This window comes from Bacillus sp. AC266 (assembly GCF_979253805.1).
Genome location: NZ_CEEDEC010000001.1, coordinates 915,611 through 941,026, shown reverse-complemented (window position 1 = coordinate 941,026; position 25,416 = coordinate 915,611). Strand labels below are relative to the sequence as shown.

General features: G+C 32.0%; 19 protein-coding genes and 3 pseudogenes. 21 read left to right on the top strand and 1 reads right to left on the bottom strand.

Annotated elements, in window-relative coordinates:
* Positions 1-306: 306 nt before the first annotated feature.
* Entirely contained in the window at positions 307-777 is a 471-nt protein-coding gene (locus tag AC0IXC_RS04790) for a DUF5065 family protein (RefSeq protein WP_002189624.1), read from the bottom strand.
* 454 nt (positions 778-1,231) lie between these two features.
* Between AC0IXC_RS04790 and AC0IXC_RS04785 the strand changes: the two genes are divergently transcribed.
* The 21 genes and pseudogenes from AC0IXC_RS04785 to AC0IXC_RS04685 all read left to right on the top strand — a co-directional run bounded on the left by AC0IXC_RS04785 (position 1,232) and on the right by AC0IXC_RS04685 (position 25,408).
* The gene (locus AC0IXC_RS04785; protein WP_471652653.1) at positions 1,232-1,891 is read left to right on the top strand and encodes a CatB-related O-acetyltransferase; all 660 of its coding nucleotides are present in this window, start codon (positions 1,232-1,234) and stop codon (positions 1,889-1,891) included.
* Positions 1,892-2,607: 716 nt separating this feature from the next.
* Positions 2,608-3,369: an ABC transporter ATP-binding protein gene (locus tag AC0IXC_RS04780; RefSeq protein WP_098635016.1), complete on the top strand. Its 762-nt coding sequence runs from the start codon at positions 2,608-2,610 to the stop codon at positions 3,367-3,369.
* 16 nt (positions 3,370-3,385) lie between these two features.
* A complete protein-coding gene (locus AC0IXC_RS04775; protein WP_002189632.1) occupies positions 3,386-5,233 on the top strand; it encodes an FtsX-like permease family protein in 1,848 nt (615 codons plus the stop codon).
* A gap of 322 nt (positions 5,234-5,555) precedes the next feature.
* Positions 5,556-6,722, top strand: a pseudogene (locus AC0IXC_RS04770) (hypothetical protein).
* Positions 6,723-7,069: 347 nt separating this feature from the next.
* Positions 7,070-7,756, top strand: coding sequence for a response regulator transcription factor (locus AC0IXC_RS04765; RefSeq protein WP_002189634.1), 687 nt, complete (start codon positions 7,070-7,072; stop codon positions 7,754-7,756).
* Entirely contained in the window at positions 7,753-8,835 is a 1,083-nt protein-coding gene (locus tag AC0IXC_RS04760) for a sensor histidine kinase (protein ID WP_016101995.1), read from the top strand. The genes AC0IXC_RS04765 and AC0IXC_RS04760 overlap by 4 nt, the downstream gene beginning before the upstream one ends.
* Positions 8,836-9,000: 165 nt before the next feature.
* A pseudogene (locus tag AC0IXC_RS04755) lies at positions 9,001-9,303 on the top strand (SDR family oxidoreductase); the annotation flags it as partial.
* A gap of 448 nt (positions 9,304-9,751) precedes the next feature.
* Complete coding sequence (locus tag AC0IXC_RS04750; RefSeq protein ID WP_113769428.1) at positions 9,752-11,065, top strand: D-alanyl-D-alanine carboxypeptidase family protein; 1,314 nt, start codon at positions 9,752-9,754, stop codon at positions 11,063-11,065.
* A gap of 754 nt (positions 11,066-11,819) precedes the next feature.
* Positions 11,820-12,335 carry a transglycosylase SLT domain-containing protein gene (locus AC0IXC_RS04745; protein ID WP_326997836.1) on the top strand — a complete coding sequence of 172 codons (516 nt, stop codon included), beginning with the start codon at positions 11,820-11,822 and terminating at the stop codon, positions 12,333-12,335.
* A gap of 142 nt (positions 12,336-12,477) precedes the next feature.
* Complete coding sequence (locus AC0IXC_RS04740; protein WP_080019327.1) at positions 12,478-13,635, top strand: acyltransferase family protein; 1,158 nt, start codon at positions 12,478-12,480, stop codon at positions 13,633-13,635.
* A gap of 89 nt (positions 13,636-13,724) precedes the next feature.
* A pseudogene (locus AC0IXC_RS04735) lies at positions 13,725-13,856 on the top strand (Fic family protein); the annotation flags it as partial.
* A 162-nt stretch (positions 13,857-14,018) separates the two neighbouring features.
* Positions 14,019-15,050, top strand: coding sequence for a VanZ family protein (locus AC0IXC_RS04730; protein ID WP_044440859.1), 1,032 nt, complete (start codon positions 14,019-14,021; stop codon positions 15,048-15,050).
* A 169-nt stretch (positions 15,051-15,219) separates the two neighbouring features.
* Positions 15,220-15,813, top strand: a complete 594-nt coding sequence (locus AC0IXC_RS04725) for an SGNH/GDSL hydrolase family protein (RefSeq protein WP_002141809.1) — start codon at positions 15,220-15,222, stop codon at positions 15,811-15,813.
* A 450-nt stretch (positions 15,814-16,263) separates the two neighbouring features.
* Positions 16,264-18,237 (top strand): penicillin-binding transpeptidase domain-containing protein, encoded by a 1,974-nt coding sequence (locus tag AC0IXC_RS04720; protein WP_471652652.1) that lies wholly within the window; start codon positions 16,264-16,266, stop codon positions 18,235-18,237.
* Positions 18,238-18,632: 395 nt separating this feature from the next.
* Positions 18,633-19,337, top strand: coding sequence for a response regulator transcription factor (locus tag AC0IXC_RS04715; protein ID WP_002085493.1), 705 nt, complete (start codon positions 18,633-18,635; stop codon positions 19,335-19,337).
* Between the two features lie 2 nt (positions 19,338-19,339).
* Positions 19,340-20,326: a sensor histidine kinase gene (locus AC0IXC_RS04710; RefSeq protein WP_002017026.1), complete on the top strand. Its 987-nt coding sequence runs from the start codon at positions 19,340-19,342 to the stop codon at positions 20,324-20,326.
* Positions 20,327-20,454: 128 nt separating this feature from the next.
* On the top strand, positions 20,455-21,225 hold the full coding sequence (locus AC0IXC_RS04705) for an ABC transporter ATP-binding protein (RefSeq protein ID WP_002017024.1): 771 nt from the start codon (positions 20,455-20,457) through the stop codon (positions 21,223-21,225).
* Positions 21,200-23,137, top strand: coding sequence for an ABC transporter permease (locus tag AC0IXC_RS04700; protein ID WP_341085859.1), 1,938 nt, complete (start codon positions 21,200-21,202; stop codon positions 23,135-23,137). The genes AC0IXC_RS04705 and AC0IXC_RS04700 overlap by 26 nt, the downstream gene beginning before the upstream one ends.
* Positions 23,138-23,172: 35 nt before the next feature.
* Entirely contained in the window at positions 23,173-23,853 is a 681-nt protein-coding gene (locus tag AC0IXC_RS04695) for a lipoprotein BA_5634 family protein (RefSeq protein ID WP_471652651.1), read from the top strand.
* A 204-nt stretch (positions 23,854-24,057) separates the two neighbouring features.
* Positions 24,058-24,591: an RNA polymerase sigma factor gene (locus AC0IXC_RS04690; RefSeq protein WP_002127457.1), complete on the top strand. Its 534-nt coding sequence runs from the start codon at positions 24,058-24,060 to the stop codon at positions 24,589-24,591.
* The gene (locus AC0IXC_RS04685) at positions 24,581-25,408 is read left to right on the top strand and encodes an SH3 domain-containing protein (RefSeq protein ID WP_341085858.1); all 828 of its coding nucleotides are present in this window, start codon (positions 24,581-24,583) and stop codon (positions 25,406-25,408) included. The genes AC0IXC_RS04690 and AC0IXC_RS04685 overlap by 11 nt, the downstream gene beginning before the upstream one ends.
* Positions 25,409-25,416 lie beyond the last annotated feature (8 nt).

The window sequence follows — 25,416 nt, the reverse complement described above, 5'->3', positions numbered from 1 at the left end:
AGAAAAGAAAGACATTTAATATTCTCCTTTCAATATTAATTTTAAAATTTTGTATAAATAAATTATCAAATATTTAAAGAGTGAACATATAGAATATGCAATATTGCATATCGGATTGTAGAACATAAAGAAGTGAAAACGGTTAGTGAATAAAAATGCTAATTTATAAAGAAAGTAAGGATTTCTTCTAGCCCTAAAAAGGGGAAACAATCAAAAAATCCCCCCCTTATATAAGGGGGCTTTTAAAATGGTCTTTGTCTAATAACAATAGTATTTAACATTTAATTAATGGCGAATTTACGTTAATTATTTTGAGATTTTAAAGCTGCCCCCATAATAATAATTTTCTCCAAGTTTCATAACAGCTACATATGTTCCTGGATTATAAACCTTAGTAATAGGTGTTACAAATCTACCATAATTATGTGTTATACCTGAGTCGTAAATGGTTTTATATCTATGCAAGTTTATTTCATCATTTTCATTTCCACTCAATTGATATATTTTTACAATACCAGTATCCTTACCACCAGTATATATATTAACATCGAATGTATCTCCATGCTTTAAGTCACCAACTGCTAACTCTTCTAAAAAATCTGCATTATGATGTAATAAAAAATAGTTTTGCCACCGCCAATTATCTAAAAGTTGTGATTCTTTTTGTGTAAGTTGCGATTCAGCAGACACGGGTGGGAGTGTACCAATTGTATTCGAAAATAAAAATCCTCCAACAGTCAATGCGCCAATAATTGTTGATTGCCTTAAAAGTTTCATGTTCTAAACCTCCTATTTACTTAAGGATTCAGAAATCGTATTTGTGAAAAACTAGCTGTGAAATCTAATGGATGATAATATCTTCTATAATCATATTAACATTTATTGATTTATCAGACAAATTAATAAATAATAAAATTATATCGAGGGAGTGAAGGCTAATATAAGAAAGAAGTTAGAGATATAGCTAATAAATCTTTATTATATGTAATTGCGATTTATTATTTGAAAACATGATTATTTTAAAACTGAAATTTCAATGCACGCGTTAAGTTTGAACACATAATTTTACAATTTGACTTATATAATTTATCACGTTATGATTTTTTTATTATAAAAGAAGGGCTTGAATATAATGATTCGTCGTTTGAGAAAGCTAAAAAATGTAGCAGTCGTATTAAGCTTCTAAGTGAATTACAAAGATCTACAATACTTAGAAGCGAGGAATAAAGTTATGAAGCATCCATTATATAATCATTGGTCAGAAACGAAGTATTTAAAAGATATAGTAACAAATCCACTCATTGAGGTAGGAGAGTACTCCTATTATTCAGGGTATTATGGTCATCAAAATTTTGAAGATGGCTGTGTAAGGTATTTGTGGGGGGATGCTAAGTCCCGAGTACTTTTCAATCCAATTGAACAGATGGGATGGCATCTTGATAAACTCATAATTGGGAATTATGTTTGTATTGCCAGTGGAGTAGTCATATTAATGGGTGGTAATCATAATCATCACTCAGAATGGATTACAGTATATCCATTCGCTGAGCAAATTGAACAATCATATGAACCGAAGGGTGATACAGTCATTAAAAGTGATGCTTGGATTGGAATGAATGCTATTATAATGCCTGGCGTTACAATCGGTGAAGGTGCAATTGTTGCAGCAGGATCTGTCGTAAGTAAAGATGTTCCGCCATATACGATAGTGGGCGGTAATCCTGCTAAGGAAATAAAGAAACGGTTCACTGATACAGAAATGAATATGCTAATGGAAATGCGTTGGTATGATTGGGATAGAGAGTTGATTGAGAAGGCAATTCCTCTTTTATCTAGTCCAGCCATTGAACCATTATTTGCTTTTTATAAAAATGAAGTAAAAAATAAATAAATCAGCTAGAAAAACTACATTCAATATAGGATGTAGTTTTTTTATTATTTGTACTAGAAACAATTATGAAATAATCTCCCCATTATGGTTTAGTTTTTATAAATTATCTTAAGAAAAATTAAGAAATATAACCAGTAGTTCTTAATATGTTTTATTTATAATTCAAATGATTATACAAAATTGTTTCTTCATTTTCCCTTCAAGGTGTTCCATCACGAATTACTCGCCCGGAGGTAGAAAAGGTAGCTTATATGTTAGAAGTTTCAGCGATACTCCAAAAGCATCCACCTGAAGTATCTAGTGGGCAGCAACATGTATACTTGTGCATGAGCCAGCCATTATAAAGTTTATAAAGGCTGCAGCAATGATTCTTTTTTGTGAGATGGCGAAAAGGGATTTTTTATGTGCAATTCATTGTGTTTTCTTAACAAAACACCTAGTGCTTTCTTATCTTAAAGGGGAACATATTTATTACTTAGATTGTCTATTATGTGTATTACTAAAAATAGATATTCAAATTAAATACAATAAATCCCGTTTGATACCTATTTTTATGTATTACAAAAGTATGAAAGGACTTATTATTTTGAAAAATAAAAGGATGTGTATTCGTGGTGGACAAGTTTAATACTTTTACAGATGAAGCATTGCAAGTGGAAACGAAAAAGACATAACTCAAACAGTAGCTTATCAATCATACAAACGTAGGAGGATATATGACGAAACCAGTTGTAGACGTGAAAAACGTTCAAAAAGTGTACGGTAAAAAAGCTGAGAATCAATCACACGCATTAAAAGGTGTTTCATTCTCGATTCAAGATGGTGAGTTTGTTGGGATTATGGGGCCATCTGGTTCTGGCAAAACAACATTATTAAATGTAATTTCGACTCTTGATAAAGCGACAGGTGGCGTTATTGAAATTGCAGGAACGGATATTACGAAAATGAAGCAAGGTGAGCTTTCTGATTTCCGTTCGCAAAAGTTAGGATTCATTTTCCAAGACTTTAATTTATTAGAGAATTTATCTATTTACGAAAACATTGCACTTCCATTATCTCTTCAAGGTGTCCCATCACGAAAAATTGGGCCGAAAGTAGAAAAGGTAGCTGATATGTTAGGGATTGTAGCAATACTTCAAAAGTACCCATCTGAAGTATCTGGTGGACAGAAACAGCGTTCAGCAGCAGCACGTGCGTTAGTGCATGAGCCTGCAATTATTTTAGGGGACGAGCCAACAGGAGCTCTTGATTCTAAAAATGCAACTAGTTTACTTAATGCAATGACAAATTTAAATAAAGAACAAGGTGTATCTATTATGATGGTTACACATGATCCATACAGTGCAAGTTACTGTCAGCGTATTTTATTCATTCAAGATGGTGAGTTATATAAAGAAATTCACCGTAATGGTACACGTGAAGAGTTTTACAAAGAAATTTTAGACGTGCTTGCAGACTTAGGCACACAAAAAGCATAAGAAAGGAGGTTTGGGCATGTTATTTAAACTTTCCATGTCAGGGCTAAAAAGTAAGTTACAAGATTATATTGTATTACTTATTGGTCTAATTGTATCTATTTCAACTTTCTATATGTTTCAAACGCTATCACTAAATAAAACGTTCCTTGAATCTAATGCAAACGTTGGTCCTATTGTATTAATATTCCAAATAGGTTCCTTTTTATTAGCGATTGTAACATTTTTTTACATTATGTATGCAAACTCTTTCTTATTATCTCTTCGCCAAAAAGAGTTTGGTATGTATATGATGTTAGGAGCAAAAAAGTATAAAGTTACATTACTGATGTTCCTTGAAACAATTGTATTAGGTGCGGCATCACTTGTAATTGGGATCACAATTGGTGTAGGACTTGCAGAAGGTATCGGACAGTTATTAATGAAACAATTGGAGTTAACTGGAGAAGGTTACAAAGCTTTGTACATTCCATCTATGGTTGCTACTTGCATCTTCTTCTTTGCATTATTTGTACTATCAGCAAGTATGAATAGTATTAAATTATCACGTATTTCTGTATTACAACTTGTACATGCAGATGCACAAACAGAGCGTGTCGCGGTAAAAGGAAAAATGACAGTTGTAGTTGCATTCCTTGGTCTGATTTTGTTAGGTATTGGTTATGCATCACTGCTCTATATACCACAGGCAAAAAATCTAGGAACCGTTCCTACATTAATGGCTCTTGGATTAATCGCAGCAACTGTTAGTACTTACATGTTGTTTGGATCACTTCTCCCAGTCATGATAAAAAAAATAAAAAGTAATAAAAAGCGTAGTGAAAAAGGGCTTAATGCTTTTACCTTTGCTCAATTAAACTTCCGCATTAATGGCCTAACAAATGTGCTTGCGACGGTAGCAATCTTAGTAGCCCTTGGAGCAGGTGGAATTGCGTGTGGTATGGCATTTAAAAATGACGTTTTAAAGCAGACTGATAAAGGAACAATTTACGATTCGGTAGTTCATAATCCAACAGCAGAAGAAAAGAACATTTTGAGTAGTATTTTATTTCAAGAGAAACTTGAATATCGTTACAAAGTAGATGATAAGTATGTTTATTATATAAAAGAAGAGCTAGAGAACAATCGTCCTTTAGTAAAAGATAGAAAAAATGAGAAGATAATGAAAGTTTCAGAAGAGATTCCCATGGATGCATTTGCATTGTCAAGACAATGGGGTAAAGAGGATGCGGAATCAAAACAATGGAGAGAAGCTTTCGAAACAATTCAGCCAAATTATATACATCCTGATCATAAAATAAAAATTGTAGATCAAAACATATACGATAGTATGAAAGATACAGAAAATACGGTGTTTATTGGGAAAACAGATGTTTTTGGAGCATACGTAAAAGAATGGAAAAAAATTGATGAATTGCAGGTAGTTAAATATAAAAATGTGAAAGTGGAAGAACTGGATAGTAAGTATCAAACATATAAGGCGAATCAAAGTTTTTCCAGCGGACTAATGTTTATGGGGTTCTTCGTTGGAATTGCGTTTTTAGCAATGATGGCAAGTTGCTTAATGTTTAAAATTCTATCTGGCGCATCTAAAGATAGTATACGTTATCAAATGCTTCGTAAAATTGGTGTTCGCCGGGAATTATTAACACAATCGATTTATAAGGAGTTATCCTTCGTATTCTTAGTCCCAGCAATTATCGGTATTGTTCACATATTAGTTGGTATGAATATGTTTGGCCCTCTTTTAATCGATCCGTATTTTCGAATTTGGTTACCAATTGTTATTTTCATAGTGATTTACTCGATTTACTACTGGATTACAGTTCAATTGTATAAAAGAATTGTACTTCCGAAAGAAGGTTAATGTAATAATGTTATGTATACTAAATATCATCATAATTGGCCCCCGTTATGATGAAGGGAAAGGAAGAGGAAAAATAGCATCGTTCCTACATTGAGTACTACTTTAACCTTATTTGTAGGAACTCTTGCACTATCCCCTTACAATAAAATTGAATAATCATCCAATATTAATTGTTAACTATAACCGGAATTTTGACAGGATGGAACAATTATCAAAATAATATCGTGTATAAATTGTGTCTGCACCAAAAGAGTGTAAATAAACATAAAACTTGTAAACCTTACTCATCATAAGGATTATCGTTTTAGAAAAGGAGTGTGTGTTGAAAAAATTTTTAAAGGTAATTTTAATCTTATTAGTAATATTTATAGGAATTATGTTGGGAAGCATAATTTTAAATAAAACATAGCATACAGAGTTTAAGTCTTTAGATAATACGGATCAAAAGATGTTAAAAGAATTAGCTACTATTTATAAGAGCTTTGAAGAATCGAGTGATAAACTTTGGAATGAAGATTATCGCTTCGAAAAAATGCCATTGGTTCTGATACGTAGTAATAAAGACGGGGGATTCTTTAGACAAGAAGCTTATGCAGTTAATGTAACGGGATTAGAAAATAGTATTTTTGCAAAGGAAATAAAAGTCTCAAATTCTCTGCATCTACCTAAAGTCTATCGCTTAACTCGTTTTGATTTTAGAACTATTTCTACCTGGATTCCTTGGAATTTTGGGACAATAAATATTAATGATATGGATGTATTTTATTTAAAATATCATCCTAAAATGTTTAGTAATCCAGATTTATATTTTGATTTTTCATCTTTCTTATTACATGAAGGTTTTCATGCTTATAAACAAAAAGATTGGACATATGATGCAAATGGTGGAGAGTTTATTCACGAATATCCTATTAATAAAGAAAATTACGCGCTAATGGGATTAGAATTTAAGCTATTAGATAAAGCAATGATTGATACAAGCCCAGAAAGTATTAATCAGGCATTATATGATTGGACAATTGTACGTAACTATCGCTATAAAAAATGGCCTCAATTAATTGGAGAAACAAAAACTGAAGCAATAGAAGGTTCAGCACGATACTTAGAGTATCGTTATAGTAAGTTAACTGGTGGAAATCTTATGGTACTTGCAAAGAAACAGAAGCCATATCATGTTACTTTTATGGAGGCGTTCAACTTCGTTGCTAATGGACAGGCAGAATCTCCAAAGTTTTTAGAGCGGAATATGAGATATGAGACTGGTTCAGCCCTTGAATTAAGCATGGACAAAGCAAATATTCCATGGAAAGAAGCTATTGAAGATAGTGCAACCAAACAAGGAAAGACACCATATGAAGTATTAAATACGTACTTTAATATAAATAATACGCCCACAATTGAAAATAAAATCAAAGAAATTAAAGAGAACAATGACTATGAAACACTTTTAGAACAAGGAGAAAAACTGGTTAAAATAAGTAACGAGTAAAGAAAATAAGATTTGAAAAAGAATTTCCTTTAATGAGCGTATTGAAGAGGATTCTTTTTTCATTTTATAAGTTATATAAACTACAGGTGTAATCAAAAAAGTTTAATTAAAAGAAGGAATCTCAAAATAATTATTTTTTATTAAAAGCTAAATTTAATGAAGAAGAAAACTTATTAATTGTAAATGGATCTAAAGAAAATTTTGAACAATATTTAAGACATTATCTTTTATACCGATTATGTTATTTTGGCGCTTTTAATTGCAAGTATATACTAAAGAGAGGATAGAAATGTACCACCTGCTTTTGCCTTTAGTTGTTCAATACGAGAAAAATGTGGAGGAATATGATGGAGTCAAAAATTCTTATTGTTGATGATGATAAAGAGATTAGAAATCTTATCTCTGTTTATTTGGAAAATGAAGGTCTGAAAACTCAAAAGGCAGAAGATGCTATTGAAGCTTTAAAATTGTTAGAAGAAAAGAAGTTCGATCTTATTATTTTGGATGTCATGATGCCTAATATGGATGGTATTGAAGTGTGTATGAAGATTAGGGAAGAACGAAATATGCCTATTATCATGCTATCTGCAAAATCAGAGGATATAGACAAAATCCAGGGTCTAGCTTCTGGTGCCGATGATTATTTATCAAAACCGTTTAACCCGTTGGAGTTAATCGCTAGAGTAAAATCCCAATTAAGAAGGTTTAAAAAATACAATATGCATACAGATAATAATAAAAGCATCTTAGAAATTGGTGATTTAACCGTGAATACAGATACACGTCAAGTATGGGTAAGAGGAACGGAAGTAAGGCTAACTCCAAAAGAGTTCGATATACTCAAACTACTTGCTCGTAACAAAGGAATTGTTCTCAGTGTTGCAAAAATATATGAAGCAGTTTGGAAAGATGCTTTTTATAAATCGGATAATACTGTCATGGTGCATATTACAAAAATAAGAGACAAAATTGAAGAGGATTCTAAACATCCAATTTATATTAAAACTGTTTGGGGAATTGGGTACAAAATATGAAGAAGGTTAGTTTTAGAAATAAGATAATTATAAAACTTCTTGGTGCTGTTGCAGTTAGTTTTTTTGTTTCGTTTGGTTTAACAATCCTCACTTTTCTATATGTCATAATACCATTAAATCTAAATCACTATCTTGATGATCTTAGTACATTTGAAAATAATATGCTTACATTTCTTATATTCGCGTTAGCAATCTTTACTTTTATAATCATTTTTTTGATATTGGTTCGAAAGAAAATAATATATTTAAAGCTCATTTCTGATAGTGTTAATGATATTGCCAATGGAAAGCTGGGTTTGACAATTGGGATTGAGGGAAAGGATGAATTGACTCATCTTGCTCAAAATATTAATTATATGTCCAAGGAATTGGAGAATACATTTGAACAGGAAAGACAATTGGAACGTACAAAAAATGAACTCATAACCAACGTATCTCATGACTTACGCACACCGTTGACATCTATTATCGGCTATGTAGATTTATTAAAAAGAGGGCAATACGACAGTAAAGCACAATTACAGGAGTATCTCGAAACCACTTATTTAAAATCACAGAGATTGAAATATCTAATTGATGAACTATTTGAGTACACCCGTTTATCAGACATCGATGCTAAGTTAAACATTAACGAAGTTGATTTATCAGGCTTGTTGGAGCAAATAGTTGGAGAATATATTCCTATATTTGAAAAGGCAGGTTTAAGTGTTCAAAAATCAATAACGGAAGAAACAATACCTATTTTCATGGATGTAGAAAAAATGGTACGTGTTTATGAAAATCTGTTTATGAATGCGATAAAGTACAGCATGAAACCATCCGAATTATCAATATGTCTTGAACTAATAGGTAACAAAGCAATTTTGAAAGTATCAAATAAAGTCGAGAAGCCGCCTGTTAGCGATCCTAATAAATTATTTGAAAGGTTTTTCAGGGGTGATAAGGCAAGAAAAGATGATCAAGGAAATGGACTGGGACTCGCTATTTCAAAAAGAATTGTTGAACTTCATAATGGTAATATACATGCAGAATATAAAGTAGGCTGGATGTCCTTTATTGTTGAACATCCAATTAAATAGAATGGCTTATGGAATGAAAGGTTCCATAAGCTTTTTTTTAAAACTTAAGAAACTTCTTAAGTTAATAATTCAAGTAGGCCATTCATAGTAGAAATGATACTGACAAATTATTTTATTTATTACTATAAGGTGAATACTGGAATGAAGGGGAAGTTCATTGATATCTCTCCGAGTGTTTTTGCCTACAGTATATTTCAGGGGGCAATAAATACACTCACTCGTACTTTAGCACAACAACTTAGTGCCCTTGGTATTACAGTAAATGCAATTCTCCCGGGCATAATTAATACAGAAATGAATGCCGAGACATTGGGGAATCGAGATGGACAGAAATATGCTGCAGATTTATCGACTTTTAATAGGTGGGGAGAACCTAAGGATATAGCTGATATTGTAGGTTTTCTTTCTTCATCAGACAGTCGTTGGGTAACTGGTGAGTTAATTGATGCAAGTGAAGGAAAATGCTAAAGATGTAATTAGAGAAGAATAGCAAAAGTCATAGTAATACGTGGTTCTGGTGCAAATATAGTAATTTTTGAAAAGTGACTGACAGACTCTGTCAAGTAGATAATAAGAAAACGGCTAAGCTACCAGTGTGTTTCGATATTTAATCGGGGCACACTGGTTTTATTTTTTTATAAATGTGGAACAAATGTATTACTTAGATTGTCTATTAAGTGTAATCCTAAAAGATATGAAAGTACAGATCATTTCGAAAAATACAAAGGTATTAAAAAGAGGGATATGTGTGGGAACACTAAGTGTCAGTGTGCCTAAAAGGGTGGGATGAGATGGCCTATATGAAAGTGGTTCTAATGTCTTATATGTATATAGAATTTGATAACGCTGTCTATTTTTTGGAGGATTATGTTAAAATAACGTTTTTTTGAGTACAAAGATATTGGAGGTAACAGAAGTGAAAAGTATGTTTTGCAAGAGATTTATTACAATAGTAACAGTGCTTACACTATTTTGTAGCATGGCTGTTCCATTTGGAAGAGCATCAGCGGAAACAGTTCCTGCTATAGACGTAGAAGCAGGATCAGCAATTTTAGTAGAAGCAAATTCCGGGAAAATTTTATATCAAAAAAATGCAGATGAATCATTAGCAATTGCTAGTATGACAAAAATGATGAGTGAATACTTAGTTCATGAAGCGGTGGATAAAGGAAAACTTAAATGGGATCAAAAAGTTAAAATTTCTGAATATGCATATAAGATTTCGCAAGATCGCTCATTATCAAACGTTCCATTAGAAAATGGTGGCTCTTATACGGTCAAAGAGTTATATGAGGCAATGGTAATCTACTCTGCAAACGGTGCAACAATTGCTTTAGCTGAAGAGATTGCTGGAAAAGAAGTCAATTTCGTGAAAATGATGAACGATAAATCAAAAGAGTTTGGAATGAAAAATTATAAATTTGTAAACTCTACAGGTTTAACAAACCATGATTTAAAAGGACATCACCCAGAAGGAACAACTCCAGACGAGAAAAATAAAATGTCCGCAAGAGATTGTGCGATTTTAGCACAACGTCTTATTCAAGATTTCCCGAAAATATTAGATACAGCAAAAATCCCTAAAAAAACATTCCAAAAGGGTGGCAAGTATCCGATTGATATGACGAACTTTAACTGGATGTTAAAAGGCTTAATTAAGCAATACGAAGGTGTAGATGGGTTAAAAACAGGAACTACTCCAGAAGCCGGAGATTGTTTTACTGGTACAGTAGAAAAAAACGGTATGCGTCTAATCTCTGTAGTTATAAAAGCAAACTCTCATACAGCACGTTTTGATGAAACAAAGAAATTATATGATTATGGATTTGCAAATTTTGAAGTGAAGAAGGTCTATGGAAAAGATTCAGTAGTAAAAGGTCATGAAACAGTGCGAGTAGCAAATGCAAAGGACAAAGATGTAGTTGTTCAAACGAAGCAAGCTGTTTCACTTCCAATGCCAAAGGGCAACAAAGACGTTTATAAAAAAGAATTTAAAGTATCGAATAAAGAACAAGAAGCGCCTATTAAAAAAGATGTAACAATTAGTAAAATGACTATATCACCTAAAGATAGTACAGATCCTGGATTTTTATCAGGTAAATCATTACAAGTAGACCTTGTAACAAAATCTGAAGTAGAACAAGCAAATTGGTTTACACGTTTAATGCGCGAAATAGGATCTTTCTTTAGCGGTATGTGGAATAGTGCGGTTGATATAGTAAAAGGCTAACTTTGTAGGATAAAACTAAATATTAGCCTGAAATAAAAGGTTTCAAAGTATTATAGATTCTTATGTGGATGGCTTGGAATGGAAGATTGCATTAATTCTCAAATCTGGTTCTTCGGAACTTTCGGTATTGCAATCAAGCTAAGATAAATTTGTATCCATATAATCAAAAAACGCTATTCTTTTTGTAGAAATATACAGAAAGGATGGCGTTTATTATGAATTGTTCGATTCAAAGGGTTCTGGTGCAAGGCTAGTTTAATAAAGTTACATGATGAAAATACATTCATTATTCCATCAAGTGACAATAAAAATAAATACCTGGTACTTATTCCTGTTATTAAATTTTATAAAAATTTAATAAAATCTTTTCTTCTTATTAAATATTTTGTTTTAAATTAATTATATAAAGAAATGGAGGCCGAAAAATGAATTTTTTAAAGAAATTTAAGTATCTTTTTATAGTGTTTATCCCTATGTATATAGTTATTCTTTAATTTCAATCGAATAAAAAAGCAAGGTATTCGAGAAAAAAGTACGGTACCATACAGAGAAAACGCTCTCCCATACAAAAGTAAATTGTACCGAAAGTGATAAAAGCGAATGTTATATGGAGGGAACTCCCTAATAAATTCACCTAAAAATCGGTAATTAATGAAACAAACAATAACAAAATGATACATGATTACGAGTTAATATCCCCAAAAGATAGGATTACTAGTGACAATCTTTGATACTGACAAGTGAGGTGACGTCGATGAGAGGGACATTAATAAAAAGTGGAGTATTTATTTTAGTTTTAACAGGAGGGGTATATCTTACAAAATACGCATATGACCATCATACTAACCGAGTTAAAGTAAGAGACACGATTCAACAAATATCAATAGAGCATGGTATACCGCCATGGATTCCTTTATCTATTGCATTCCATGAAAGTAAGTTTGATCGAAACGCAATTGGAGATCAGGGCACATCATTTGGACTGTTTCAGCTTCATCGAGGTGGACTAGCACCTAAAGATTTAACGAACGAAGATTTGAAAAATGCAGAAACCAATACTCGAATTGCAATATCTAATATGATAAATGCATATAACCGTGGTTTACAGCAAAATTTAAAAGGACCAGAGCTATTAAAATATGTTGCTAATACCTCAGGGTGGCCTGGGAATAAGGGTGTTCAATGGACAAATAAGCAGACAGACTATAACGAGGGTTTAGAAAACAGTTTTAAAATGTTTTCTAAACGACAATATGATTTTATAGAATGAAATTTCTTTTTTCTTTCTATTATTATATAACTTATGCCTAAATACGAAAGTTTCCTAAAACAGATACATAGATTGACTTTGTACTGCTTATATTAGGAATTTAAAGAAACAATATGTATAATTCTCCCACTACAATAGTATAGTGGCCTTTATTAACAGCAAAATCTACAATTTACAAGGAGAACATTTTATGAGTAAGAGAATAAAAGAATTAGATTCCATACGAGGGTTAGCGGCACTGACAGTGGTATTTGGACATTTTTGTTTAATGCTACCATCGTTGCCTAATTCTATTAAATTTTCTCCGCTTAGGTTTTTATGGGCTGGCGGGGAAGCTGTAATCGTTTTTTATGTACTCAGTGGTTTTGTGTTATCTATGGCACTTTATCATTCAAAAACAAATTATTGGGGATATTTAATTAAGCGATTTGTACGAATCTATATTCCTTATTATTTTTGGATAATCAGTACCTTTGCTTTATTTATTTTGTTCTCGCCGTATGAAGTGGCTGGACTACGGGATTGGTTCTATGATAGGTGGCAAGGGTCTATAACAAAAATAGATATTATAAACCATTTTGTGCTTCTTAATAACTTTTTTACGGAAAATTATAATCCAGTTATCTGGTCATTGGCTCAAGAAATGCGTATATCTATTGTGTTTCCGTTGTTATTCCTTCTTTTTTATAAACTGAGTTGGAAGAAAACGATACTATTTGCTTTGAGCTTTTCTTTAATTAGTGTTTTCCTTAATATGTTGCATATAGGGAAAGCAGAGGGATTTTATAATGGTTATGCCGATACACTGCATTTCACATCGATGTTTATGGTTGGAATGTTACTTTTTAAGCATCAGGAAAAGCTTATCTACTTATATAGGAATATGAAAAAATTTAATAAAGGATTTCTTATTGCATTAGGGATTATTCTATATTTATATTCCATTTTAATTTATGGTTTTTCCCGTAATGATACTACTTTCTTATTAAAAGATTGGGGTGTCGTAATCGGTGTTAGTATATTTATAATAATGGCCATGAGTAACCTAAAAGTGAAAGCATTTTTAAATAAGAGTGTATTTGTATACTTAGGAGAAATTTCATACAGTATCTATTTGTGTCATTTTCCAATCATGATGGTACTATTTAAACTTTTGTATACAAAGATACCTATCTTTTTCCTTCTTGCTTTGTGTATTTCAATGACAATACTTTTTTCTATAGTTTCGTATCATTTAATTGAAAAGAAATGTATCAACTGGGCAAAACAAAGAACAACAAATTTTCGAAAAAAAGTGTAATGCTTGAAGGAATTTTATTTCTTTAGTAAATATACGAATATGACCGATTCCTAAGTATATTAGGAATCGGTCAATTACGGATTCTATATAAATATACTAAAATTGAACAAATTTTTAATTTTATACTTAACTCCAAAAATCCTCTTACTAAAGAGAATCTTCGTAACGTTTTTCCAGACATAGCCGAAAGTACAATTAGTAAAACGCTAGTTTCCTTGTAGCTGCTTGGTCAAATAAAGCTGGTTTCAAGAGGAAGAAATGCTCAATGTATACAGGTTTAATTCTGTATTAATAATTATTAGGGGTAACAACACATCGCTATCTATATCTAAAATGTTATATAAAACTATTGAATATTTTATTCGTAAAAACAGAGGTGTAAAATGAATTTTATTTCCGAACTACTTGTTACCTTTGCAATTCCTACAATACAACTCACATTCTTGTTACTACTCATTTTTGTTTTTAGCTACTTTGTAGTATACAAAAAGGTATGTAAAGGAGGGGGGGAATTTACCGTACAACAAGTTATATTGTTTATATTGATAATAGGATATTATTCCCTTGTATTATCAGCTACTTCATTTGGTCGTCCAGATGATATAACTTTTGCAAGAACAATTGACTTTGATGTACTTAGTGTTTATAAAAAAGCATGGAATACCTTTTCATTTTCTTCTTTTTTCCATATCATTGTGAATATAGGTATGCTTTTTCCGTTAGGAATTTTATTACCTTTATTTAGTAATGTTTTTCAAAAAACAAAATGGATGTTAATCAGCTCAATTATAGCAAGTTTATTGATTGAAATCCTTGAATTTACAATGCAACGTGGAAGTATGGAACTAGCCGATTTACTTCATAATACTTTAGGAATGATGCTAGGATATTCTATGTTAAATATAGTTCTTATATTGTTGAAGAAAAAAGAAACAGATACACAAATGACCAAATATTTATTTCTTCCGATTACAGTAAGTTTTGTTGCACTTGGAATAATGATTTCGTATCAAATGAAGGAATTTGGGAATATGCCTTTAGATCCCATTACAAAAACAGACATGACTGATGTCACTATAAAAACATCAATAGAGTTAAAAGACGAAGGTAATAAAATGCCTGTTTACAAAGAGGAAATTACAAAAATGCCTAATGACAATGAGCCAGTTACAAAAAAATCACATATTCGAGATGTCGAAATTCTGTCTCCCAAAGAAGTATTTCAAAAACTAAAACAAGGAGACTTTGATCCTATAATATCTTTCAAAGCAGGTGATACATTAGTCATTACAGATTATAATATAGATTACTACGCTGATACAAAAGGCTTTTCTCAACCTATATATGTTTTTCAAGTACGCTTAAATGATAATGGGAAAGATAGTTGGTCTCAACCTATTTCTGCGAGAAGATAACGTAGATTTTCATGTTTTTGTTCATGTGAAATAGTTTAATCGAGTTGTCTTGCTCATTTGAAAAATCTCCCATGGAATTTAATTGAAATTGAAAAACATTTAAGAAGAACAATTACGCTGTGGGCTATTGTATAGTGTAGATATGAATAACAAAAAAGGGGGACTATATATGTGGAAGCGATTTGTAGCGATTGGTGATAGTTTTACAGAGGGGATAGGGGATGAAGTTGAGGGAATAGCATTAAAAAGCTGGGTAGATCATTTTGTTCAACTGTGTGTAGATGATTTAAAATATGCTAATTTTGCAAAACGTGGGTTAGTAACTAAAGAAATTCGCTCACAGCAATTGGAACAGGCATTAACTTTTAATCCAGATTTGGTTAGTCTAATTGCAGGTGCAAACGATGTTTTAAAAGGACGTTGGAATCATCATGCATATAAGAACGATATGGAATTTATGATAGATACATTAAGTAAAACAGATGCTGATATTATTATAGCAAACCTTCCAGATTTTACAGTTCGGCTTCCGTTTCCTTCTGAAAAAAAACAAGTATTAAAAGAACAATTATTAGAGGCAAATGAAGTTATACTTTCACTGAGTAGAGAGTATAAGCTACATCATGTTGACTTTTGGAATCATCATTTAGTTAATGACAATACGCTTTGGTCTACGGATTTAATTCATCCAAACTCAAAAGGATATGTAAAAGTTGCTGAATTGATTTTTAGTAGTTTGCCTGTACATGACTCTTTTAAATAAGCTGTAGAATGACCTAAACTCCTGTCGCATGCTGTACAGGGGTTTTTGGTGCGAAAAAGAAGGATATAGAGTGCCTATAAATTATACTTTAAGTAATTCTTTTTATTGTTTATATTTTTGTTATTTTCTGTTGCAGAATCCTTATTATAAGGATTCTTTTTTTGTATCAATAATCTATAAAGAAAAAAGATGAAATTGGCGGAAATGAACTAAAAGGTATTTTAAATGAATTGTTAAAACAACACTAATAATGATAACGTTCGCTAAATATATTCGTCGTTTGTAAGAATCTTAAAATCCTCCCTTTTGGATGCAGCTTACCCATAAATTTAATTTTTTTGTAAATGTGGAACTATTTCATTACTTACACTGTCTATTAAGCGTTAAAACATTTTTTATTTAACATATTTAGAAAGGAATAATCATTTTTAATTAAGGGAGAAGATTGAATTGAAAAAAATATGGATGCTGCTTTTCTTTTGTTTTGGAGTTATGTTGGTAGGATGCAATAAAGATGAGCCGCCAAAACAAGCATTTGAAGAATATATCAATTTATGGAATGATAAAAAATTTGCAAATATGTATGATTATTTATCAGAACATGCAAAAAAAACGATTTCTAAAAAGGAGTTCACAGAGAAATATCAAAAAATTTATGAGGGTATTGGAGTTAAGAATTTAAAAATTAAAACGAAAGGAGCGAATACTAAAGATAAAGAACTTTTTCTTTTTGAAGTTAATATGGATACGGATGGAGGAACAGTTTCATTCATCCATGAAGCAAAACTCGTGAAAGATAAAGATAAGGAATCTTGGAAAATAGATTGGACACCAGACTTCATTTTCCCAGGTATGAAAAAAGATTACAAAGTACGTATGCAAACAGAGCAAGGAAAACGCGGAGAAATATATGATCGAAATGGAAAAGGGCTTGCAACGAATGGTAAAGCGACTGAAGTTGGAATTATTCCAGAGAAACTAGGTGAAACGGCAGCGCAAACAAAAGAAATAGTAGCACAATTACTTGATATGTCTACAGAAGAGGTCGATCAGAAACTCGCAGCGAAATGGATAAAACCAGATTCCTTTGTACCAATTGGTATTTTAAAAGAGGGAACGAGACAGAATGATTATATTGAATTAGAAGGGGTTTTATCTCGCCCAGTAAATATTCGTACGTATCCATTAGGAGAAGCAGCGGCACACTTAACGGGATATATAGGAAAGGTAAATGCAGAGGAGTTAAAATCGCTTCAAAAAAAAGGTTATCAAGCAGATGATTTAGTGGGTAAGACAGGTTTAGAGAAAGTATTAGAGAATAAATTGCGTGGTGAAAAGGGTGGACGCGTATTTATGGAAGATGAGAACGGGAAAGAGATTAAAAACGTAGCAAAACAAGAAGCAAAAAAAGGGGAAAATGTTACGTTAACTATTGATGCTGCAATTCAAGAAAAAATCTTTAATGAGATGAAAAATGAAGCAGGATCTAGTGCAGCGGTCAATCCTAAAACGGGTGAAACAATCGCACTTGTAAGTAGCCCTGCTTATAATCCAAATACAATAGTTAGAGGAGCATCAAAAGCTCAACGGGAAGCATGGAATAACGACTCGAAACTGCCAATGATGAATCGCTTCACACAAGCATTTGTACCAGGTTCCGTATTTAAAACGATTACAGGTGCAATTGGTTTGGAAACAAACACAATAAATCCTAAGGAAGAATTTAAAATTCAAGGATTAAAGTGGACAAAAGATTCATCTTGGGGAAATTATTATGTAACACGTGTGAAGGATGCTAGTCCAGTTGATTTTGATAAGGCAATGAAGTACTCTGATAATATTTATTTTGCTCAACAAGCTTTGAAAATAGGAAAAGATCAGTATGTAAATGAATTTAAGAAATACGGATTTCATGAAAAATTACCAATTGAATACGAATTCCCTATTTCAATTATTGCAAAAGATGGGATAAAAAATGATATTCAACTAGCAGACACGGGGTACGGACAAGGACAAGTATTAATGACACCTCTTCATTTAGCATTGACTTATGCACCGATCGTCAATGAGGGTAACATTCCGTCACCGCATCTTATAAAAAAAACAAAAGAAGCGGGAAATTGGAAAGAAAATGTGATTTCTACCAAGAATCAAGAGATATTAAAAAGTGCGTTAATAAAGGTTATTAATGATCCTGATGGTGCCGGGAGAATTGCTAAAGTTGATGGTGTAACTCTCGCTGGTAAGACAGGTACAGCAGAACTGAAAGAATCGAAAGAAGCAGAGGGTAAAGAACTTGGATGGTTTGCAGCTTTCGATGCAAGCGCGCCAAACATGATTGTTACCATGATGATTGAAGATGTAAAAGGAAGAGGCGGGAGCAACGTTCCAGGTGAAAAAATAAAACATGTTTTTCAGAAATAATGCTTAATTAGTAGGTGAAATTTACTTCTTTAGTAAATATACAAACCTTACTGATCCAAGATTATATTAGGAATCGGTTAATTTATTTCTAAACGCAGATTTTATGATTTTAATAATCGTATTTAATTACGTGTTTTTTACACAATTAAATACGATTATTTTTTATTTGAAAATTATAAAACAACAAATTTAAAAATATTAAATTAGATAATTGAAATTTAAAAAATAAGAGCTATTATACTTAAATTTATTTTCAGAAATATTACAAAACTGTTAGTTTGAAGTAAGGTTATTCAATATAAGTAAGAGGGGAATTTCTTTATACTAAAAGATAAAAGTATTAATTAGATATTTCTAGATAATAAATAGATACATAAATAAAAGGAGCTAAATATATGTATAAAATCATGATTGTAGAAGATGACCAAAAAATTTCTAAACTACTTCAATCCCATATTAATAAGTACGGGTATGAAGGGAATATTACAGAGGATTTTGAAAATATTTTGGCTAACTTTGAAAAAATTCAACCTGATTTAGTTTTATTAGATGTAAATTTACCGAGTTTTGATGGTTTCTACTGGTGCCGACAAATTAGAACGGTCTCTACTTGTCCCATTATATTTATATCAGCACGTAGTGGAGAGATGGAGCAAGTTATGGCACTTGAACATGGTGCAGACGATTATATCACTAAACCGTTTCATTATGAAGTTGTAATGGCAAAAATCCGAAGTCATCTTCGAAGAATTTACGGAGAATACGCACCGAAAGCGGAAGAAAGAGTTGTTCAGCAATCCGGTTTAATACTTTATCCAGAAAAAATGGAATTAAAGCTAAATGATAGCATGTGTATACTGTCAAAAAAAGAAACTGTTTTACTAGAAACTCTCTTACGACAATCTCCTAGTATTGTTAGTCGAGAGAAAATTTTAGAAAAACTTTGGGATGACTATACGTATGTAGATGATAATACGTTAAGTGTAAATGTTACACGTGTCCGAAAAAAATTAGAGGAAATCGGAATAAAAAATGCATTAGAAACAGTTCGTGGTGCTGGATATCGTTTGAAAATAACTTGGAAGAATGATGAGGTATAATAATGAATTTATTTTTACGTGAACATATCCCTTTCATCTGTTTCTCAATCATTCAGCTATTTGTCGTTCTAACTGTTTATTGGCTGGACGGATATAACCACTTATCTACTGCGTTATATAGTGTGTTTTTAGGAGGATGCTTTTTAATTGCGTTTTTACTTTATCGCTACTTTAGCCATCGTAGATTTTATAACAAATTATCCAACCCTTCTGAAACATTAGAGGACTCCTTAGAAGAACTCGATTCCACTCCATTATCAGTAGCACTTCAGCGTGTGTTAAAGACACAATACAGTCAATATCATCAACAGTTAAAGACTTGGGAATATAAACAAAAAGAGCACCTTACATTTATTAATCAATGGGTGCATCAGATGAAAACGCCCCTATCAGTTATTGAACTGATCACACAAGAAGAGAATGGGGAGGTTTTTGAAAGTATTGTGGAAGAAGTAGATCAAATGCAGTACGGATTAGAAATGGTCTTATATATGGCGCGATTACAAACGTTTGAGCAAGATTTTTATGTGGAAAGAGTTTCGTTACAGGAAATCGTTCAAGAAGTAATCCGTGAAAATAAACGTCTGTTTATCCGTAGCTATGTTTATCCAGAAGTAAAAGTAAAACAAACTATTATGGTAGAAACCGATAGAAAGTGGCTTCGGTTTGTTATTCATCAAGTGATATCCAATGCCATTAAGTATTCAGCAGGAAGTAGAAAAAACGTTACTATTACTACATTAGAAGAAGAGCGCTCAGTAATCCTTGAAATACACGATCATGGTGTGGGAATCCCAAAAGAAGACCTCCCGAGAGTATTCCGCCCATTTTATACGGGAATAAACGGTCGGAAATTTAAGGAATCTACTGGGATGGGATTATATCTTGTGAAAAATATTATAAAAAGATTGGAACATGATATTGAAATAAAGTCGGAAGTAGGAAAAGGAACAACAATCTGTATTATTTTCCCTTATGCAAATCGTTAGAATGGTATTTATTTTGACTTTTCAGAAATATTACAGACCTGTTAGATATATGAAAGGTTAATCGATATGAGAAGAAGGGACGCTTAGATAAACTTAGGTTATTAAAAGATAAAAAGGAGCAAAACGATATGGAAATATTAAAGGTCTGTGAACTGAGTAAAATCTATACAGGAAAGGTATCTTATGAAGCGCTCGCCGACATTAATTTGAGTGTGAAAAAAGGGGAGTTTGTAGGAATAATGGGACCATCAGGAAGTGGAAAAACTACTTTGTTGAACATGGTTTCTACTATTGATTCTCCCACATCAGGAGAAATATTGATTAATGGAGAAAATCCATATCAATTATCTCAAAATGAACTGGCATTATTTCGAAGACGTGAATTAGGTTTTGTGTTTCAAGCATTCAATCTTCTTACAACATTAACTGTAAAAGAAAATATTGTTCTTCCTCTGACGTTAGATGGTACTAAAGTTGAGGATATGAATCAGCGTGTAGAAGGTATTGCAGAAAAATTAGGCATTCAAGATATATTAAATAAACGAACATATGAAATATCGGGCGGACAAGCACAAAGAACAGCAATTGCACGTGCTCTAATTCATAAACCTAAATTATTACTTGCAGATGAGCCGACAGGAAACTTAGATTCAAAAGCGGCTAATGATGTAATGGAGTTATTAAAACGATTAAATAAAGAACAAGATGCAACAATGATGCTTGTTACGCACGATCCAGTGGCTGCAAGTTTTTGTGATCGCGTTGTATTTATTAAAGATGGAAAATTATATAACGAAATTTATAACGGAGAAAACCAACAAATGTTTTATCAAAAAATTATAGATGTACTTGCATTACTAGGAGGTCGTAAGCATGACTTTTCAAAGATTCGCTTTTAATAATATCATTCGAAGTAAGCGGACTTATGCTGCACACTTTCTAAGTAGCTCATTTTCAGTTATGGTTTTTTTCACATATTCACTCTTACTTTTTCATCCTGATTTACAAGGAGAACTAGCCTCCACAAGTAAAACAATGAGCCTTTTAGGAACAATGGGGATGCAAATCTCTCAATATCTCATTTTTGTATTTTCATTCTTCTTTCTTTTATATTCGGTGAGTTCTTTTTTAAAAACAAGAAAAAAAGAATTTGGAATTTTAATCATGCATGGTATGACACCGGCGCAGTTAAATAAATTAATTTTTTTAGAAAATATGTTAATTGGAGTCGCTTCAATTACATTTGGTATCTTAATTGGTTTGATATTTTCAAAGCTCAATTTATTGGCAAGTGAAAATATATTAGCGATTGATAAGGGTCTTCCTTTTTACGTTCCTATAAAAGCTGTCTTTACGACAACTGGCGCATTTTTGATTCTGTTTCTAGTCATTTCGTTGTTTACTTCTAAAATGGTAAAAGCAAACAAGTTAATTGATTTGATGAAATCAGAGGAAAAGCCAAAACCAGAGCCAAAGGCATCAAAAGCATTAGCATTCCTTTCCGTATTATTAATTGGGTTAGGGTATGGATGTGTGTTCTATTTCGTACTAGAAAGAAACTTCATTATGCCTTACTTACTTGGAGGGGTAGTCTTTGTAGTGATAGGGACATATTTTCTATTTTCACAGTTGAGCGTGTATGTAATACGTGTCTTAAAGAAAAAAGACACTTTGTTTTTTAATAAAACAAACCTTCTTACTATATCTGAATTGGCCTATCGTATGAAGGATAATGCAACTATGTTCTTTATGCTAGCGATTGTTTCCGCTGTGGCCTTCACAGGGATTGGTACATGCCTAGCAATGGGAAATAAGGGATTAACCGAAATGACCAACCCATTTGCATTTACATATACTTCATTAGGAGAAAATGCACAAGAAGAAGAGGACATTACAGAAATAAAAAAACAACTTACTCGCTCAAATTTCTCTTATCAGGTAGCGGTTACGAATCCTAAATTCACGGAAAATAATTTAGTGCTAATCAAAGTATCAGAGTATAACAAGTTTGCAAAAATCTTCGGGTATGAAATGGAAAAGATAGATAATGATCAAGAAGCGATTATAGTACCCTCAATCATTTCGCAAAAAGAAAAGTATGCAAGAGGAAAAGATATACCCGAGAAAATAGATGTAGTACAGGAAAACTTAGAAATGTCCCTCCGGGTCAAGAAGGCGGTCCCACATATAGTTCTCCCAAATTCAATTGGAGCCATTATTGTTGTTTCGGATTCTCTGTACGATAAAATCCCTAACAGAAAGACGGAAGATGATTCTTACGTAATGAAAAGTCAATATGGTTTTGTCGTGGAAAATTGGGAGAAATCAAGAGTGGTTACAAAAAAATTAGAAGAAACAATGGGTAATCATAATTCGGGGCAAGCACATCATTATTTTAAAGCGTTGTATTCTGAATGGATTTCTTCGAAACAAGAGAACGGTATTTTACTTATTGTCAGTGTATTAGTAGGGATCGTATTCTTTACGTTTGCAGCCAGCCTATTATATTTCAGGCTATATGCAGATTTAGAAAGAGAACAACAACAATACGAAATGATTGCGAAGGTCGGTCTAAGTAGAAAAGAACTAAAGAAAATCGTAACACGACAGCTTATACTAATGTTCTTCTTGCCTATCATTATAGCGATTATTCATAGCGGGGTCGCTTTTATAGCCTTGCAACAGCTAATTGACTACTCAGTTTTAAAGATTTCGATTTTAATTATACTAGCCTTTATATCCATTCAAAGTGTGTACTTTTTCACTGTCCGTTGGCGTTATTTACAACGGTTATATAAAAAAATTATGTAGCGTATTGATAAAACAAGCAAAGAGGAGAAAAAGCAATGAAAAAAGTAATGAAAGTGTGCGTGGCAGGGATTGTATCTATTTCTATGTTAGGAGCTTGTTCTTTTGGGAAGAAAGAAGAACCAAGGAATGCCGCTTTATTAATTGGAGGAGAACAATCATTAAAAGGAATAGTAAATCAACATAAAAGTGAAATTAAGACCAACAATTTGTATAAAGTGAAGCAAGCAGAAATTGATGGTAAACAAGTATTAATGATGGATCAAAAAACAGCGAAAAAAATGGTTGGGTTAGGTGTATTAAGAGAGTCAGATAATGATGATGAAGTATGGAGTTCAGACCCAATTAAGTCAGTACCTTCAGTTCCAAAAGGTAAAGCTGTCTTACTAGCTAGTAAGAAAAATAAAAAAATCAAGGAATTAACAATTAATGAAAAGAAAATAGATGTCCAGTATGCTAGTGATACTTGGTTTGGTCACTATCGTAATCCAAATTACGAGGAATTGATTGTAATTGTTGATAATGCAACTTTCAATCAAATCCCTGTAAATGAAACATCAATGGAAATCCTTCATTTCAATAAATCGTATGGTGAAGATAGACCATATAACACAGATGATGTTACGGCTGTACAAGCAGAAACTGAATGGAAAAAACTCACTAAAACTATGGGGAGTCAAGTGGATGTATTAGATGCGGTTTCTATTATAAAAAAATAATGAAAATATATTTAATACAGAAAAACCAGGATGATTTTAAGAATTTATCCTGGTCTTTTTTATTACATTTTTTTTAGAAATATCATCTGTCGAAAAAAAAGATAAACAATGGAACAAATGAAACTTGTATCATGTCTATATATTGAAACCATATTAAAAGTGAGGGCAGCTTTATGTTTATTCAAATAAGTTTGAGGTGTGGAAATGGAACAGAAGTTTATTGAAAAATGTAATCATGATGAGCTTGACTATGTTATAAAAGACTATTGGCAAGATGTATGGAATTATTCATTTATTATTACGAAAGATCCACACTTATCAGATGACATCACACAAGATGTATTTATTAAGGTTTTTAAACATTGGAATTCGTTTCGAAAGGAGTCATCTATTAAAACGTGGATATTAAAAATTACAAGAAATACGGCAATAAACTATTTGAAATCCTCTTATTTTAAAAGGATATCTTTAGTGGGATTTTTTAGTGACGATAAGCAATCTCCATCGGCAGAACAAGAATTTTTTAATCAAGAGGAAATGAATGATGTGTGGGATGTTGTATTAAAACTACCTAAAAAACACCGCGAAATACTAATATTGGACGCGAAATATGAATTATCTTATGAAGAAATGGCTGAAACATTAGGTGTATCCATTGGAACAGTCAAATCTAGGTTAAGCAGAGCAAGAAGTAAAGTTTCAAAATTAATAGGGGAGGGTAGAAGTGATGAACAGTAAAAAAAATCCTGACTGGTATAGCAAATTAAAAAATGGACCAATGGAGCGTCGTAAAGATGAAGAAGCATTTATTTATAAAATAAAGCAATCGATATACCAAAATAGTGAAGTAGACTCTGTACCATACAAGAGACCATTTCGTAAAAAAGCATTGCCTATTGTAGTTGTTTTGGTTTGTACAATGTTATTTTTTATTGTTCAACAACCTTGGCTTGATGATAATAAATCACCGGTACAAAGTAGTACTCAAATTAAGCCTAAAACAAAAGATGAGTCTGCTCAAGATCCATCATTAAAACAATTTATGAATGAGTTATATCGAAGTACAAATTCAAAAAATGAAAATGACCTGTATAGAGCGTTAAATGATGAAGTTCTATTTAAAGGGAAAATTTATCAGAAGGATGAATTGAAGTTTGATGAGGATATTTTTCATGAGTTGCAAGTCGCTCTTACAATGGGGGGAGAATTTGCAAATGATACAAAGAAAGTATACAAAGTACCAAGTGGATTGACAGAAAGTAACCAACCAAAGCAATCGCATTTTATATATGCAACTGTTACTGGAAATAAAACGAAAATTTTAGCTGAACCAAAACGAGAATCACAAGTTTTATATGAAGTATCTAATGAAATGGTAAAAGCTTTGATTCCAGAAAAAGCGCAGAATGATGGATATATAAAAATATCGACAATTAACGGTTATACTGGATATGTACAAAAAGAGTATGTTTTAACTGATAGTAAATATTCTTTCATATTTGAAAAGAATGATGAAGGTATATGGGAAATAACGAATATAGATTCTATTTGGTAAAAGAGGAA